The organism is Parapusillimonas sp. JC17 (assembly GCF_052180245.1).
Classification (GTDB): domain Bacteria; phylum Pseudomonadota; class Gammaproteobacteria; order Burkholderiales; family Burkholderiaceae_B; genus Parapusillimonas.
The window spans coordinates 2,890,821-2,905,903 of sequence record NZ_CP197474.1 but is presented as its reverse complement, the minus strand read 5'-3'; the positions used below and the strand labels follow the sequence as shown (position 1 = coordinate 2,905,903).

The following is a 15,083-nucleotide window of genomic DNA, read 5'->3' as shown; positions in this document are numbered from 1 at the left end:
CATGCACACTTTCCTGTCCTCCTATCTCTGGCCCGGTCTGCGGGCGCTGCGTCGCGACTGGCGCTCGGGCGAGTTGCGGCTGCTTCTGCTGGCATTGGTCCTGGCGGTTTCGGCGGTGACGGCCGTCGGGTTCCTGGCCGACAGGCTCGATCGCGCGCTGCAGCGGGACTCCGGCCAGTTGCTGGGCGGCGATCTGGCGATCGATGCCGATGCCCCCATTCCGCCCGAGTTCCTGCAAGAGGCGGCCGAGCGGCGCTTGCAGACCGTGCAGACGCTGCAGTTTCCCTCCATGGCCAGCAGCGGGGACAACACCCAGCTCGTGGCATTGAAGGCGGTGACCGATCTCTATCCCCTGCGTGGTGAACTGCGTGTGGCCGAATCCGCCAATGGGCCGCCCATGGCCGCCGCGCATGGCCCCTTGGCGGGAGAGGCATGGGTCGATGGCCAACTGCTGAATCTGCTTGGCCTGAAGGTGGGCGACCGCATGGCCGTGGGCGATACGCACTTGAAAATAGGCCGCGTCATCGCCTATGAGCCCGATCGTGGAATGCGTTTCATCAATGTGGCTCCCCGCCTGCTGATGCGCGTGGACGATCTGCCGGCGACCGGCCTCGTGGCTCCTGGCAGCCGCATACGCTATCAGTTGCTGGCGGCGGGCGAGGCGGGCGACATCGACCAGTTCCGGTCCTGGGTACAGACCCGACTCGAGCGCGGACAGCGGATCAGCACACTGGAAAGCAGCCGGCCGGAAATACAGCGCACGCTGGCACGCGCCCAGAATTTTCTGCTCCTGGTCGCCATGCTTACGGTCGTGATCGCGGCCGTCGCCATCGCACTGGCCGCCAGGCGCTTCGGCCAGCGCCACCATGACGGCGTCGCCATCATGCGCTGCCTGGGCGCGCGCACCCGGCAGCTTTCCGCCATGCTCTGGGTAGAGTTCATCGTCCTGGGGCTGATGGCCGGCGTGGTGGGATGCGTGGCGGGATTCCTCGCGCACCAGGGGCTGGTGACCATTGTTTCCGAATGGCTGAAAACCAGTCTGCCGAATGCCGGACCGCTGCCTGCGCTGCAGGGCCTGGCGGCGGGTCTGCTGCTGTTGCTGGGCTTCGCCTTGCCTCCTTTGGCTGGGTTGCCTCGCGTGGCGCCCGTCAGGGTATTGCGTCGCGATGCCGCGCTGTCGCCGGCCAAACATGGGCCGGCCTACTTGATGGGGGCTGTCTCCTTCCTGCTGCTGCTTTGGTGGATGTCGGGCGATCTCAAGCTCAGCTTCATCGTCGGGGGCGGTTTCCTGGTGTCGGTGCTGATCTTTGCCGCGTTGGCGTGGGGCTTGCTGCGCATCCTCGATGCCGTGCGCAAGCGGCTGGCTGGTTCCCCTTCGCTGCGTTTCGCGCTGGCGGGCATGGCGCGGAGGCGCGGCCTGACGATCACCCAGCTCTGCGCACTGTCCATGGGCCTGATGATACTTTTGCTGCTCGCCCTCACGCGCAACGACCTGCTGCGCGGCTGGCAGAGCACCTTGCCGCCCGATGCGCCCAATACATTCGTGATCAATATCCAGCCGGACCAGCGCGAGGCGGTGGTCGAGACCCTGAGGGCGGCCGGAATTTCCGATGTCGTCCTGTCGCCGATGGTCCGGGGCAGGCTGGTCGCCATCAACCAGCAGCCCGTGGATGCGGACCACTACGAGGACGACAGGGCCAAGCGCATGGTGGACCGCGAGTTCAACCTGTCCCACGCCCAGGCGCTGCCGGCAAGCAACCGCATCACGGAGGGGCGCTGGCTGGATCCCCGGCGATCGGAACTCGCCCTGGAGAGCGGGCTGGCCCAGACTCTGGGCGTCGGTGTCGGCGATACCATGACCTTCGACGTGGCGGGGCAAAGCATCGAGGCTACGGTCAGCGGCCTGCGCAAGGTCAACTGGGATTCCTTCGAGGCAAACTTCTTTGCGCTGCTCAGCCCGGCAGCCTTGCGCGATGCCCCGGCAACCTTCATCACCTCCATACACGTCGAGCCGGGTCGTCACGGGGATCTCGCGCAGCGGCTGCTGCAACAGTTTCCCAACCTGACGCTGTTCGATATAGGCGCGATACTGGGGCAAGTCGAACACATCCTGGACAGGGCCGTGCAAGCGGTGCAGTTCCTGTTCATCTTCGCGGTCCTGGCGGGCGCCCTGGTATTGGGAGCCAGCCTGTTCTCGACGCGCGACGAGCGCATGCATGAAGTCGCCGTCCTGCGCGCGCTCGGGGCCAGCGGCCGGCAGCTGAAGCAGGCCTTGCGGGTCGAGCTTTCCATCATCGGCATCATGGCCGGGCTGATGGCCGCCTTTGCAGCGGTAGCCATCGCAGCGCTGCTGGCGCGGCATGTCTTTGATTTTCCACTGGGCATACCGTGGTGGCCGTGGGTCGCCGGCATGGCCGCGGGCCTCGCCATATCGCTGGCGGGCGGCAGCGCGGCGCTGGCCGGCGTACTCAAAACGTCGCCGCTGGCTTCCTTGCGGGTAGTGTCATGAAGGGGCGACCCATCGATTTCCGTGACTACGCCCTGAAAGACGGCATGCTGCGCTACGATGCACAGCGCATTTCCGAGCCGGGCGGCGATCTGCTTGATCCGGCCGGCGCGCGCCTCGAAGCGCAAGCCGTGGGCCAGGGTGGGCGGCAGGCGGCATGGTATGTAAAAGGCGAGTTCGGCGAAGGCGTGCTGCGGCACTACCGGCGTGGCGGCCTGATGGCCAGATTCAGCGCCAATCGCTACCTGTGGCTGGGCGCCGAGCAGACCCGCTCGTTTGCCGAGGCGGAACTGCTGCGCTACATGTATGAGCGCGGCCTGGCCGTGCCCCGGCCATTGGCCGCGGCGTACTGGCGCAGCGGGTTCACCTACACGGCTGCGCTGTTGACCGAGCGGATTGCCGATGCGCGTCCGCTGCGGCAGTCGCTCGATGGCGGGCATCATGCCGAAGTCGCCCTGGCCATCTTCGCCATGCATGAAGCGGGCGTCTGGCATGCCGATCTGAACGCATACAATATTTTGCTGGACGCGCAGGGCAAGGTCTGGCTGATCGATTTCGACAAGGGCCGCAGGGTAGTGTTGTCGCAGGAGCGCCGCCGGGCCAATCTTTTGCGGCTGCGCCGTTCGCTCATCAAGCTGGCGGGGGACAGCGGGCTGCAGTGGTGGACCGAACTCAATATCGCCTACGATTTGCTTTCCCGGGCCAAAGGCCCCCTGTAGCCGGAAAAAGCTTTATCATCACGCCTTTTGGCTTTGTGTATTTCTGGGAGGCTTGCAATGAAACTCACGGTGAAAACACTGATTCTGGGTGTGGCTCTTGCCATGGCGACGTCTTCCGCGATGGCGCAAGGCAAGGTCGTGAACGTCTACAACTGGGCGGAATATACGGCGCCCGATACGATTTCTGGTTTCGAGAAATCGACCGGCATCAAGGCCCGTTACGATGTCTACGACAGCAACGACACATTGCAGGCCAAGCTGCTGACGGGCAAATCGGGCTACGACGTGGTGGTGCCGTCCACTCATTATGCCGCCCGGCAGATCGAGGGCGGCTTGTTCCAGAAACTGGACAAATCCAAGATACCCAACTGGAAATACCTGGATCCGGACATCATGAACATTGTCGCGGCCGTCGATCCGGGCAATGAATACCTGGTTCCCTGGGGCTACGGCACCAACGGCCTGGGCTACAACGTGACCAAGGTCCGCGAGGTCCTCGGACAGGACGCCGACCTGGGCAACTGGGACATGCTGTTCAAGCCGGAGAACGCCGAAAAGCTGAAGGGCTGCGGCATTTCCATGCTGGACGAGGCGGCGCAGGTATTTCCCGCCGTGCTGCACTACCTGGGCAAGGATCCCAACAGCAGCAATACCGACGACTACAAGCAGGCGCTGGCCTTGCTCAAATCCATACGGCCCTACATCCGGCAGTTCAGTTCGTCCGGCTATATCGACGAGCTGGCGGCCGGCGACCTGTGCATGGTCTATGGGTTTTCCGGCGACGTCATGATCGCCGCCCACCGGGCCAAAGAAGCGGGCAAGAGCTACAAGATCGACTACTACATCCCCGCCGGCGGGGCGCCCGCCTGGTTCGACACCATGGCTATCCCGAAGGATGCCGCGAACGTCGAGGCGGCGCATGCGTTCATCAATTACATCGAAACGCCCGAGGTCCATGCGGCGATCACCAACGTCATGTTCTATCCCAACGCCAATAAAGAGGCGCGCAAGCACGTGGTGAAGGAGGTCGCGGACAACCCCATGATCTATCCGCCGGCGGAAGTCTCCAAGAGCTTGTACGTCATCAAGCCCCAGCCCCTGCCGGTGCAGCGCCTGCAGACACGGATGTGGGCGGAACTCAAGTCGGGGCGCTGATCATCATGGCCGATATTCGACCCGCGGCGCCTTCCTGGTCCGGGGATGCGGACGAGTTCGTCCGCGTCGAGGACGTCGTCAAGATCTTCGGTGACACGGTCGCGGTGCGGTCGGTGAACCTGTCTGTACGCCGCCATGAAATGTTCGCCCTGCTGGGCAGCTCGGGCTGCGGAAAATCAACGCTGCTGCGCATGCTGGCCGGATTCGAAGAGGCGACCTCAGGGCGCATCTTCCTCGATAACGAAGACATTACCCATCTGCCTCCGTATCGCCGGCCTGTGAACATGATGTTCCAGTCCTATGCCTTGTTCCCGCACATGACGGTCGAGGCCAACGTGGCATTCGGCTTGAAGCAGGAAGGCGTGCCCAAGCACGAGATCAACGAGCGTGTGTTCGAAGCGCTCGACCTGGTGCAAATGGCCGGCTTTGCCCGCCGCAAGCCGCATCAGCTGTCCGGCGGCCAGCAGCAGCGGGTTGCGCTCGCCCGCAGCCTGGTGAAGCGTCCCAAGCTGTTGTTGCTTGACGAGCCCATGTCGGCGCTCGACAAGCAGATACGCCAGAAGACGCAGATCGAGCTGGTGAAGATTCTGGATCAGGTCGGGGTGACCTGCATCATGGTCACCCACGACCAGGAAGAGGCCATGACCATGGCCAACCGGCTCGCCGTCATGAGCGAGGGGCAGATCGTCCAATACGGTACGCCGCAAGATGTCTACGCTTTTCCAAATTCGCGTTTCGTGGCGGGCTTCATTGGTTCGACGAATCTTTTCACGGGCACCATCGTGGTCGATGAACCCGACCATGTCCTGATCGAAAGCGGCGAGCTCCCTCGCCCGCTGTACGTCAGCCATGGGGTCAGCGAACCGCTGGGCATGGAGGTGCACGTTTCCATCCGGCCGGAAAACATACGCGTGCTGCGGGACCAGCCCGAAAGCGAATCGAATTGGGGCCATGGCATGGTCAGCCACGTGGCGTGGCTGGGCGGCTACGCCCGATACCAGGTCAGGCTGGATTCCGGTCTGATCGTCGAAGCCACCGTGCCCAGCCTGGTGCTGGCGCAGGCCGATGCCCCTGGCATCGACGACGAGGTATACGTGGCCTGGTCGGACGACAGCGCAACCGTCTTGTCATCATGAAGCGCATATCCTGGCATAACCTTCCGGCAAGGCGGCTATTGGCCATCGGCCCGCCTTTCCTGTGGCTGGGGCTTTTCCTGCTGGTGCCTTTCCTGCTGGTGCTGAAGATCAGCTTCGCCGATCTGCAGTTCGGTGTACCGCCCTATACGGCGCTGACGCAGCTCAAGGACGAAACCCTGACGCTTGCGCTCAGTCTGCGGGGCTACGCCTTGCTGTTCAGCGACAGCCTGTATATCGCCACCTATCTGAATTCGGTCAAGATGGCCGCGCTGACGACGCTGTGCTGCGCGCTGATCGGCTATCCCATGGCGTACTACATTGCGCGGTCGCGGCCGGCGCTGCGCAACCTGCTGCTTCTGGGCGTCATTCTTCCGTTCTGGACATCGCTGCTGCTGCGTGTGTATGCCTGGGTCGGAATACTGCGCAACGATGGGCTGCTGAACAACTTCCTGATGTGGCTGGGCCTGATCGATAGCCCGCTGGAAATCTATCGCACCGACGTCGCGGTATACATCGGCCTGGTCTATGCCTATCTGCCTTTTTTCATCCTCCCGCTGTATGCGAACCTCGTCAAACTCGACGTGCGCCTGCTGGAGGCCGCCTACGACCTGGGCGCGCGACCCTGGCGCGCCTTCCTGAGCGTCACGCTTCCCATGTCCATGCCCGGCGTGGTCGCGGGGGCGCTGCTGGTATTCATCCCTTCGGTTGGTGAATACGTGATCCCCGAGATGCTGGGTGGCGCGGATACGCTCATGATGGGGCGCGTGATGTGGACCGAGTTCTTCAACAATGCCGACTGGCCGATGGCGGCCGCCGTCACCTGCGTCATGGTCCTGCTGTTGCTGGTTCCGCTCGTTCTGTTCCAGTACAACCAGGTCAAGCAAATGGAAAATCGGAGAATGGGGGCGAAATGACCAGGCCAGATCCCGTCCAGAGAGCCGTCACGCTGACGCTCGGCTACGCTTTCCTCTATATCCCCATACTTTGCCTGATGGCGTTCTCGTTCAACGACTCGTCCATGATGACGTCCTGGACGGGGTTCTCCTTCAAATGGTATGTAGAGCTTTTCAATGACCAGGCCTTGCTCAGCGCGGCGCGCCTGTCGCTGCTGATCGCTGCCCTGACCGCGACCACGGCCGTGGTGATCGGCACCTGGGCGGGCTATGTGCTGGCGCGCATGGGGCGTTTCCGGGGCTTTTCCATCTATATCGGCATGGTCAGCGCGCCTTTGGTGATCCCCGAGGTGGTCCTGGGCATATCCCTGCTGCTGATGTTCGTCGAGATCAGCGACCTGCTTGGGTGGCCCGACGGCAACGGGGTGTTCACGATCTGGGTGGGCCACGTGACGCTTTGCATGGCGTATGTGGCCGTCATCATCCAGTCCCGCATCCGCGATCTGGACCGGTCCCTGGAAGAGGCCGCGCTGGATCTGGGCGCCACGCCGCTCAAGGTGTTCTTCCACATCACGCTGCCGCTGATCTTGCCCGCGCTCATGGCGGGCTGGCTGCTGGCCTTCACCTTGTCGCTGGACGATGTCGTGATAGCATCGTTCCTGTCGGGGCCGGGCTACACCACTTTGCCTCTCGAAATCTTCTCGCGCGTGCGCCTGGGCCTGAAGCCGGAAATCAATGCACTGGCCACGCTCTTCATTTTGCTGGTCGGCATCTTCGTGGTCGTGGCCAACCGGATGCAGCGGCGCAGCGAGGCGGGCCCCTAAGCCAGGGGTCAGACCCCATAGGGTCTGACCCCAACTGTAGCGCTAGGGCCTGCGAATGCCAGGGGTCAGACCCCATACGGGGTCTGACCCCACCTCGGTCAACGCTATAAAGGAAATAACATGCAAACCGTGCATCTCTATGGCTTGAAGAAGTGCAGCACCTGCGTCAAGGCCACGAGCTGGCTTGAGCAGGAGGGCATTTCCTTCCAGTTCACCGATTATCGCGATCATCCTGTAGCGCCGGAACATTTGCGGGCCTGGGCCGACGCGCTGGGGGGCTGGGAAAAGCTCGTCAATCGCGCCTCCATGACCTGGCGCAATCTTCCGGACGACCGCAAGTCGCCGGCCACGCCCGAACAATGGCTGGCCCTGATCGCGGAGTTTCCCGCGCTGGTCCGGCGGCCGGTCGCCGTCGATGCCGACGGTGGCGTGGGCGTCGGGTTTTCCGAAAAAAAATACGCCGAGCGATTCGCCGGCTAGACAGGCTTCATTCATGCTCACCCAAACACAACTCAAGCAGAACGTTGCGGCTGCGGCCATGGAATTCGTTCTTCCGCTGCTGACGCCCTCCACCGTGCTCGGTGTCGGCACCGGCTCGACCGTCGATCTCTTCATCGATGCACTGGCGCCGCATAAGCACCGCTTTCGTGGCGCTGTGTCCAGCTCCGAGCGCAGTTCGTCGCGCATGGCGGCGCTGGGCATACCGGTTTTCGACCTTAACGAGGTCCAGGCCATGCCTTTGTACGTGGACGGCGCCGATGAGGTCGATCACGAACTGAACATGATCAAGGGCGGTGGCGGGGCGCTGACCCGCGAAAAAATCGTGGCATCGGTGGCCGAGCGTTTCATATGCATCGTCGATGAATCCAAACGGGTGCAAGTGCTCGGGAAGTTTCCGCTCCCGGTCGAAGTCATTCCGATGGCGCGGGAGTCCGTGGCGCGCCGCTTGACGGCGCTGGGGGGGAAGCCGGCGCTGCGCGAGGGGTTCATCACCGATAATGGCTGCCAGATCCTCGATGTGTCCGGGCTTTCCATCGATTCGCCGGCGCAATTCGAGGCCGAGCTCAACAATATTCCCGGTGTGGTGTGCTGCGGGCTGTTCGCGCTTTCGGGCGCCAGCGTTGTCCTGATGTCGACCCAGCAAGGCGTGCGGCAACTGACGAAATCATCGTCATGAACGCGTAATATTTGGCTGATACACTCATATGGTGATACGCTGTTTTTTTCCATATCCGCTGTGACCGAAGGCTGACATGTCCGAGCATACCAACAAGCAATTTCATTCCGATCTGGAAACGACCCGATCGCTTTTCCTGCAAATGGGCGGCCTCGTCGAGTCCATGGTCCGGGACGCGATGGAAGCGCTGGCCACCGGCGATATCGATCTGGTCGACCAAGTGCGCGAGCGCGAGAAAGAGGTCAATCGCCTCGAGGTCGACATCGACGAGCGCATCGGCCTTCTTATTGCGCGCAACCAGCCCACCGCGGTCGACCTGCGCCTCCTGCTTTCAGTATCCAAGATGCTGACCGACATGGAGCGCTCGGGCGACGAAGCCGAGAAAATTGCAAAGATAGCTCGCCGCCTGCACGAAACGAACGGCTACGGGCATTACGAGCCTGTGGTCGAACTCCGCCACATGTCCAGCTTCGTCACGGCCATGATCCGCGATTGCCTGGACGCCTTTGCGCGCATGGATCCGGTGCATGCCGCCAGGGTCGTGCGCAACGACAAGGAAGTCGACAAAGAGTGGAAAGGGTCTTTGCGGCACATCATCACCTACATGATCGAGGACCCGCGCACCATTTCGCATTCCATCGATCTGATCTTCATCGCCCGCGCCTTGGAGCGCATCGGCGACCACGCCAAGAATATGTCCGAGCGCGTCATCTACATGGTGCGCGGCGACGATGTGCGCCATACGGGCATCAAGAACACAGAGCGCCTGGCCAGGGGCGAGACCATCGAAGACGACAGTTAAACCGTTCCGTGGTCACGGGGTCAGACCCCATGCGGGGTCTGACCCCACCAAAAACAAAGGGTCGGACCCCGCATGGGGTCCGACCCTGCAAAAAACAAGGGCCATCCCCCGCATGGGGCATGGCCCTTGTCCAAAAAGCGAGGGGTCAGACCCCCTCTGGGGTCTGACCCCATCAAGCTGGCGGAGGTACGTAGCCTTGTGCCTCGACGTCGGCGTCTTCGAACAGAAAGCTTTCCATTTGCTGCTGCAGATACTTCCGGGCGCGCGAATCCGCAAGATTCAGCCGGTTCTCATTGACCAGGCGCGTTTGGGTGTCCATCCATTGTGCCCAGGCTTCCTTTGAAATGCTTTGCCAGATCCGGACCCCGAGCTCTCCGGGATACGGAGGAAAATCCAGCCCCTCGGCTTCGCGCTTGAGTTTCGCGCATTGGACCATGCGTGCCATGATGCTGCCACCTTCTTGAAAATGTTCACCAACCCGGTATTGTACTCGCCTTATAGTTTCTTTATGAAAATCAGGCTGTTGCGCGAGCGGTTGTAATGGGCCTGGCGATCTTTGGGCAGGTCGGAAACGCCGCCCTGCACAAAGCCGCGCTTGATGAACCAATGCGAGGTTCGGGTCGTCAGGACGAACAGGCGTTTGGCGCCCATGGCTCGGGCGCGCAATTCGGCATGCCGCAACAGCATTTCGCCTTCGCCGGTGCCTTGCCATTCCTGCTGCACCACCAGGCACGCCATTTCGGCCATGCCGTCGTTGAGGTAGGGCGTAATCGCCACGCAGCCGTAGATCACCCCATCGTGTTCCAGGACGGTGAACTGTTCCACGTCGCGTTCGATGACGGCGCGGCCCCGGGGGACCAGGGTGCCATCGGCCTCCAGCGGTTCGATGAGCTGGACGATGGCGCCCACGTCGTCGACGGTGGCGGGGCGCAGGTCGTCGAGCGTGTCCTCGACCACCATGGTGCCTACGCCGTCATGGGTGAAAATTTCGAGCAATATGCTGCCGTCCAGCGTGTACGGCACCAGATGGGCGCGCGCGACGCCTCGCTTGACGGCTCGCGACGCATGCGTGAGAAAGAAGGCGGTGTCTTCGTCGAGCTTGCCGGTGGCCAGGAGCTTGTCGGCGTCTTCACGGGCCAGTTCGGTGTCGACGGTGCCGTCCTCGTCCCGCACGGTGCGGTCCTGTGTCAGGAAAATGAGCTTTTCAGCGCGCAGGGCGATGGCGGAGCTGGTGGCCAGGTCTTCCATCGCCAGGTTGAATGCTTCGCCGGTTGGCGAAAAGCCCAGCGGCGACAGCAGGGCGATCGCGCCCTGATTGATGACATTCTTGATGGCGTCGATGTCCATCTTGCGCACGGCGCCCGCGTGCTTGTAGTCGACGCCGTCGATGACGCCGACGGGCCGCGCCGTGACGAAATTGCCCGAAAACACGCGAATCTGTGCATGCGACATGGGCGTATTGGGCAAGCCCTGGCTGAATGCGGCTTCGATGTCCAGGCGTATTTCGCCGGCCGCTTCCTTGGCGCACTCGAGCGCTTCCGGGCTCGTGGGTTCCGTGCCGCGCCCGAATTGCGTCTGGAAGCCCTTGAGCTTGAGCTGCTCGTTGACCTGAGGACGCGAGCCATGCACGAGCACCAGCTTGACGCCCAGTGCGGACAACAGGGAAAGATCCTGGATCAGGGTGTTCAGGGCGCCGTCGCTGACCAGTTCGCCGCCAAAGGCGACGACGAAGGTCTTGCCGCGAAAGTCGTGCACATAAGGAGCCACTTCGCGAAACCATCGCACAAATTGAGCCGGAGCGAATTCTGGAGCATCCTGGGCGGAGAGCGTGGTATTGGTCGTGGTCATGTCGTGGGCAGCATACAAAAAGAGAGTTGGCTTGTGCAAAATTATAATAAGGCTCAGCCTACTCAATAGAAGTTTCATGCAAGAGCCTGTCATTTTGTCAGAAAACGAACACATCGGCCCGCGCAAGAGCCGCGAACAGCCAGGCCGGGACGCCCGCAAGCCGCGTCCCGAGCCGAGGACGGTGCGCGTCCCGCCGCCCATCAAGTATCCGGAGGACCTGCCCGTCAGCGCGCGCCGGGACGATATCGCCGCGGCCATCCAGGCGCATCAGGTCATCATCGTGAGCGGCGAGACGGGTTCGGGCAAGACGACGCAACTGCCCAAGATATGCCTGGAGCTGGGCCGGGGCCTGCAGAAGATGATCGGCCATACGCAGCCGCGCAGGCTGGCCGCGACGTCGGTGGCCAAGCGCATCGCCGAAGAGCTGGATACCGAACTGGGCGACTGGGTGGGGTATCAGATCCGCTTCAATGACCGCAGCGGCCCCAATGCCGCCATCAAGCTGATGACCGACGGCATATTGCTTGCGGAGTCGCAGCGGGACCCGCTTTTGCGCCGCTACGATACGATCATCATCGACGAGGCGCACGAACGCAGCCTCAATATCGATTTCCTCCTGGGCTACCTCCGGCAATTGCTGCCCAGGCGCCCTGACTTGAAGCTCATCATCACCTCCGCGACGATCGATGCCGAGCGTTTCGCCCGGCATTTCGAGCAGCGCGGCAAGCCCGCGCCCGTCATCGAAGTCTCGGGCCGTCTTTATCCGGTCGATGTGCTGTACCGGCCGGTGGTTCAAGAGGATGCTGACGGCGAGGAGGGCAAGGACCGGGAAACCGCCGGCGATGAAGAGCGCGACCTGATCGATGCGGTGGTCGATGGCGTGGCGGAGTGCGCTCGCCATGGCCCGGGCGACGTGCTGGTGTTCCTTCCGGGCGAGCGGGAAATACGCGAAACGGTGGAAGCGCTGCGCAAGCACCACCCGCCGGGAACCGAGGTGCTGCCTCTGTATGCGCGGCTGTCGCAGGCCGAGCAGGAGCAGATTTTCCGCCCTCGGGGCAGCGGCCGCCGCGTCGTGCTCGCCACCAACGTGGCCGAGACCTCTCTTACCGTGCCCGGCATACGCTACGTCGTCGACAGCGGCTTGGCGCGCGTCAAGCGTTATTCCTGGCGCAACAAGGTCGAGCAATTGCGCATCGAGCCCATCAGCCAGGCATCCGCCAATCAAAGAGCGGGCCGTTGCGGCCGTATCGGCCCCGGGGTATGCATACGGCTGTATGACGAGACGGATTTCAAGCGACGCGCGCCATTCACGGATCCCGAAATCCTCAGGTCCTCGCTGGCTTCGGTGATCCTGCGCATGAAGGCGCTGAAGCTGGACGACATCGAGACCTTTCCCTTTGTCGACCAGCCATCGGGCCGCGCCATCGCAGACGGCTACCACCTGTTGCAGGAATTGGGGGCGATCGATGAAAGCAACCGCCTGACCGAGACTGGGCGCGCATTGGCGCGCCTGCCCATCGATCCCCGCCTGGCGCGCATGATCCTCGCGGCGCGCGAGCAGCAGTGCCTGGCGGAAATGCTCATCATCACCTCCGCGCTGTCCGTTCAGGATCCGCGCGACCGGCCCATGAGCGAACGCGAGGCGTCCGAAGCGGCACACGCCAAGTTCGGCGACGATAGGTCCGAATTCCTCTCCTTCATCAAGCTTTGGCGGTGGTATGCGGAGCAAGTCGAACACAAGGCGTCCCAGCGCAAGCTGGTCGCCCTGCTGCGGCAGAATTTCCTGTCTCCGCTCAGGCTGCGCGAGTGGCGCGACGTGCACAGCCAGTTGGCCGCACTCGTGGGAGAGCAGGGCTGGCGCGTCAATCCTTCGGAGGCCACCTACGAGCAAGTCCACATGGCGCTGCTCTCGGGCCTGCTGGGCAACATCGGCACCAAGAGCGAAGAGGCGAGCGGCTATCAGGGCGCGCGCGACATCCGCTTCCAGATTCACCCCGGCTCGCGTCTGGTAAAAAAGGCGGGGCGCTGGATCGTGGCCGCCGAGCTGGTCGAGACGACAAGGCTGTATGCGCGCTGCGTTGCGCGCATCGACCCCAAGTGGCTGGAAAAGGCGGGTGCGCATCTCATCCGCCGCGCGTGGTCGGATCCCCGCTGGGACAAGAAAGCGGGCCAGGTCGTGGCCCATGAGCGCGCGACGCTGTATGGCTTGCAGATCTATTCGGGCCGCCGGGTGCACTACGGGAAAATAGATCCCGTCCATGCGCGGGAAATCTTCATACGCCAGGCTCTGGTCGCCGGCGAGATCGACACCAGTCTTGCCTTTCTGCGGCACAATCGTCAATTGGCCGCCTCGATCGAAAAGCTCGAGCACCAGACGCGGCGTCCCGACATACTGGTCGACGATGAGCTGATCTACGCTTTCTACGACAAACAGCTGCCCGAAGGCATTTACCAGACCGCCACGCTCGAGAAGTGGCACAAAGGGCTGGACAAGGATCAGGCCCAGGCACTGCTGCTGACGCGCGACGCCCTGATGCGCCACGATGCGGCGGGTGTCACGACCGACGTCTTCCCCAAGAAGCTCGAGTGGAACGGCGTACAGATGGCGGTCGATTACCATTTCGAGCCCGGCTCGGTGCGCGACGGCCTGACCTTGACCGTGCCCCTGTTTGCCTTGAACCAGATCGATCCGCTGCGATGCGAATGGCTGGTGCCCGGCATGCTGAAGGAAAAAGTGCATCTGCTCTTGAAGTCGCTCCCGCAGAAGCTGCGGCGGCATTGCGTGCCTTTGCCCGATTATGCGGCAGGCTTCGTCGACCGCTGGTTCGACCGGGCCGCCGACCCCGATATGGGCTTATTGGAAGCCATCGGCGCCGACATGTGGGAGCAGGTGAAGGTCCGGCCGCAACGCAGCGATTTCAAGGTCGAAACGCTGCCGGCCCATTTGTTCATGAACTTCAAGATCGTGGACGAACACGGCCGCATGCTTTCGGGCGGACGCAACCTCGATCAGCTCAAGGCGGAGCATGGCAGGCAGGCGCAGGCGTCGTTTCAGAAGTTCGCGGCCCGCGATGAGCAGGTGGCTCAGGCACTGGCTCACGAGCACCTGACGGACTGGAGCTTCGGTCCGTTGCCGGAGATCATGGAAATCAAGCGCAAGGGCGAGTCCTTCGTCGGCTATCCGGCGCTGGTCGATCGCGGAACGCACTGCGACCTCGACGTTTTCGACGATCCTGCGGAAGCGCGCCAGCAGCACCATGCCGGCCTGTTGCGGCTGTTTCGCCTGGCACTGCGGGAGCAAGTGAAATTCCTCGAGAAGAACCTCAACGACCTCACGCGTATCAGCATGCTTTACATGAGCCTGGGGACACAGGAAGAATTGCGTGCCCAGATCATCGATTGCGCGCTGGACCAGGCTTGCCTGGCAGAGCCTTGGCCGGCGGACCGCGAAAGCTTCGAGCAGCGGCGCAACGATTGCAAGGCGCGGCTGGGCTTGCTAGCACAGGAAATCGCGCGCCTGGCCGGCGTCATCCTCACCGAATGGTCGGCGCTGCAGAAAAAGCTGCCGCAGGCCAAGCCGCATGCCGCGGCCTATGCTGATCTGCAGAAGCAGCAATCCGCCTTGATGGGGAAGTGGTTCCTGCGCGACACGGCTTACCGGCAGCTGTCGTATTTTCCGCGTTACCTGAAAGCAGCACAGGTCCGGATCGACAAACTGCGCTCCGATCCCGCGCGGGATGCCCGTCTCATGGCCGACATGGCGCCGCTGCTCACGCAGTATCAGCGAGCCGCATCGGCACTGAAGGGCGCCCGGGATGCACAGCTCGAGGAATTCCGCTGGCTGCTGGAAGAGCTCCGCGTGGCCTTGTTCGCGCAGGAGCTTCGCACTCCCATGCCGGTCTCTGTCAAACGCCTGCAAAAGGCATGGTCGGCAATGCAGCGTTAAGGGGTCAGACCCTGACTAGGGTCTGACCCCTCCAGCGTTTCAGCGGGGTCAGACCCCGTACAGGGTCTGACCCCACA

Annotated in this window: 12 protein-coding genes; 10 read left to right on the top strand and 2 right to left on the bottom strand. The window is 62.7% G+C overall.

Going from position 1 to position 15,083, the window contains the following annotated elements:
* Window position 1: 1 nt before the first annotated feature.
* From ACSBPU_RS13990 to phoU, 9 genes are all read left to right on the top strand, one after another.
* On the top strand, window positions 2-2,509 hold the full coding sequence (locus tag ACSBPU_RS13990; RefSeq protein WP_442592679.1) for an ABC transporter permease: 2,508 nt from the start codon (window positions 2-4) through the stop codon (window positions 2,507-2,509).
* A complete protein-coding gene (locus ACSBPU_RS13985) occupies window positions 2,506-3,225 on the top strand; it encodes a 3-deoxy-D-manno-octulosonic acid kinase (protein ID WP_442592678.1) in 720 nt (239 codons plus the stop codon). The genes ACSBPU_RS13990 and ACSBPU_RS13985 overlap by 4 nt, the downstream gene beginning before the upstream one ends.
* A gap of 57 nt (window positions 3,226-3,282) precedes the next feature.
* Window positions 3,283-4,380 carry a polyamine ABC transporter substrate-binding protein gene (locus ACSBPU_RS13980; protein ID WP_442592677.1) on the top strand — a complete coding sequence of 366 codons (1,098 nt, stop codon included), beginning with the start codon at window positions 3,283-3,285 and terminating at the stop codon, window positions 4,378-4,380.
* Between the two features lie 5 nt (window positions 4,381-4,385).
* On the top strand, window positions 4,386-5,516 hold the full coding sequence (locus ACSBPU_RS13975) for an ABC transporter ATP-binding protein (protein WP_442592676.1): 1,131 nt from the start codon (window positions 4,386-4,388) through the stop codon (window positions 5,514-5,516).
* On the top strand, window positions 5,513-6,430 hold the full coding sequence (locus tag ACSBPU_RS13970) for an ABC transporter permease subunit (RefSeq protein WP_442592675.1): 918 nt from the start codon (window positions 5,513-5,515) through the stop codon (window positions 6,428-6,430). The genes ACSBPU_RS13975 and ACSBPU_RS13970 overlap by 4 nt, the downstream gene beginning before the upstream one ends.
* Window positions 6,427-7,233, top strand: coding sequence for an ABC transporter permease subunit (locus ACSBPU_RS13965; RefSeq protein ID WP_442592674.1), 807 nt, complete (start codon window positions 6,427-6,429; stop codon window positions 7,231-7,233). The genes ACSBPU_RS13970 and ACSBPU_RS13965 overlap by 4 nt, the downstream gene beginning before the upstream one ends.
* Before the next feature lie 120 nt (window positions 7,234-7,353).
* On the top strand, window positions 7,354-7,713 hold the full coding sequence (locus ACSBPU_RS13960; protein WP_442592673.1) for a Spx/MgsR family RNA polymerase-binding regulatory protein: 360 nt from the start codon (window positions 7,354-7,356) through the stop codon (window positions 7,711-7,713).
* A gap of 13 nt (window positions 7,714-7,726) precedes the next feature.
* Window positions 7,727-8,410, top strand: a complete 684-nt coding sequence (gene rpiA, locus ACSBPU_RS13955) for a ribose-5-phosphate isomerase RpiA (RefSeq protein WP_180068349.1) — start codon at window positions 7,727-7,729, stop codon at window positions 8,408-8,410.
* Between the two features lie 76 nt (window positions 8,411-8,486).
* Window positions 8,487-9,212 carry a phosphate signaling complex protein PhoU gene (gene phoU, locus ACSBPU_RS13950; RefSeq protein ID WP_180068352.1) on the top strand — a complete coding sequence of 242 codons (726 nt, stop codon included), beginning with the start codon at window positions 8,487-8,489 and terminating at the stop codon, window positions 9,210-9,212.
* Between the two features lie 172 nt (window positions 9,213-9,384).
* Here the strand turns inward: phoU and ACSBPU_RS13945 are convergent, their stop codons facing one another.
* Both ACSBPU_RS13945 and argA read right to left on the bottom strand, forming a co-directional pair.
* Complete coding sequence (locus tag ACSBPU_RS13945; protein ID WP_442592672.1) at window positions 9,385-9,657, bottom strand: oxidative damage protection protein; 273 nt, start codon at window positions 9,655-9,657, stop codon at window positions 9,385-9,387.
* A 50-nt stretch (window positions 9,658-9,707) separates the two neighbouring features.
* Window positions 9,708-11,060, bottom strand: coding sequence for an amino-acid N-acetyltransferase (argA, locus tag ACSBPU_RS13940; RefSeq protein ID WP_180068356.1), 1,353 nt, complete (start codon window positions 11,058-11,060; stop codon window positions 9,708-9,710).
* A 76-nt stretch (window positions 11,061-11,136) separates the two neighbouring features.
* On the opposite strand from argA, the gene hrpA reads away from it, so the two are divergent.
* A complete protein-coding gene (gene hrpA, locus ACSBPU_RS13935; protein WP_442592671.1) occupies window positions 11,137-15,006 on the top strand; it encodes an ATP-dependent RNA helicase HrpA in 3,870 nt (1,289 codons plus the stop codon).
* Window positions 15,007-15,083 lie beyond the last annotated feature (77 nt).

Excerpts from the sequence above, each read along its gene's own strand:
- ACSBPU_RS13990 (WP_442592679.1), top strand. The coding sequence starts at position 2 with ATGCACACTTTCCTGTCCTCCTATCTCTGGCCCGGTCTGCGGGCGCTG.
- ACSBPU_RS13985 (WP_442592678.1), top strand. The coding sequence starts at position 2,506 with ATGAAGGGGCGACCCATCGATTTCCGTGACTACGCCCTGAAAGACGGC.
- ACSBPU_RS13980 (WP_442592677.1), top strand. The coding sequence starts at position 3,283 with ATGAAACTCACGGTGAAAACACTGATTCTGGGTGTGGCTCTTGCCATG.
- ACSBPU_RS13975 (WP_442592676.1), top strand. The coding sequence starts at position 4,386 with ATGGCCGATATTCGACCCGCGGCGCCTTCCTGGTCCGGGGATGCGGAC.
- ACSBPU_RS13970 (WP_442592675.1), top strand. The coding sequence starts at position 5,513 with ATGAAGCGCATATCCTGGCATAACCTTCCGGCAAGGCGGCTATTGGCC.
- ACSBPU_RS13965 (WP_442592674.1), top strand. The coding sequence starts at position 6,427 with ATGACCAGGCCAGATCCCGTCCAGAGAGCCGTCACGCTGACGCTCGGC.
- ACSBPU_RS13960 (WP_442592673.1), top strand. The coding sequence starts at position 7,354 with ATGCAAACCGTGCATCTCTATGGCTTGAAGAAGTGCAGCACCTGCGTC.
- rpiA (WP_180068349.1), top strand. The coding sequence starts at position 7,727 with ATGCTCACCCAAACACAACTCAAGCAGAACGTTGCGGCTGCGGCCATG.
- phoU (WP_180068352.1), top strand. The coding sequence starts at position 8,487 with ATGTCCGAGCATACCAACAAGCAATTTCATTCCGATCTGGAAACGACC.
- ACSBPU_RS13945 (WP_442592672.1), bottom strand. The coding sequence starts at position 9,657 with ATGGCACGCATGGTCCAATGCGCGAAACTCAAGCGCGAAGCCGAGGGG.
- argA (WP_180068356.1), bottom strand. The coding sequence starts at position 11,060 with ATGACCACGACCAATACCACGCTCTCCGCCCAGGATGCTCCAGAATTC.
- hrpA (WP_442592671.1), top strand. The coding sequence starts at position 11,137 with ATGCAAGAGCCTGTCATTTTGTCAGAAAACGAACACATCGGCCCGCGC.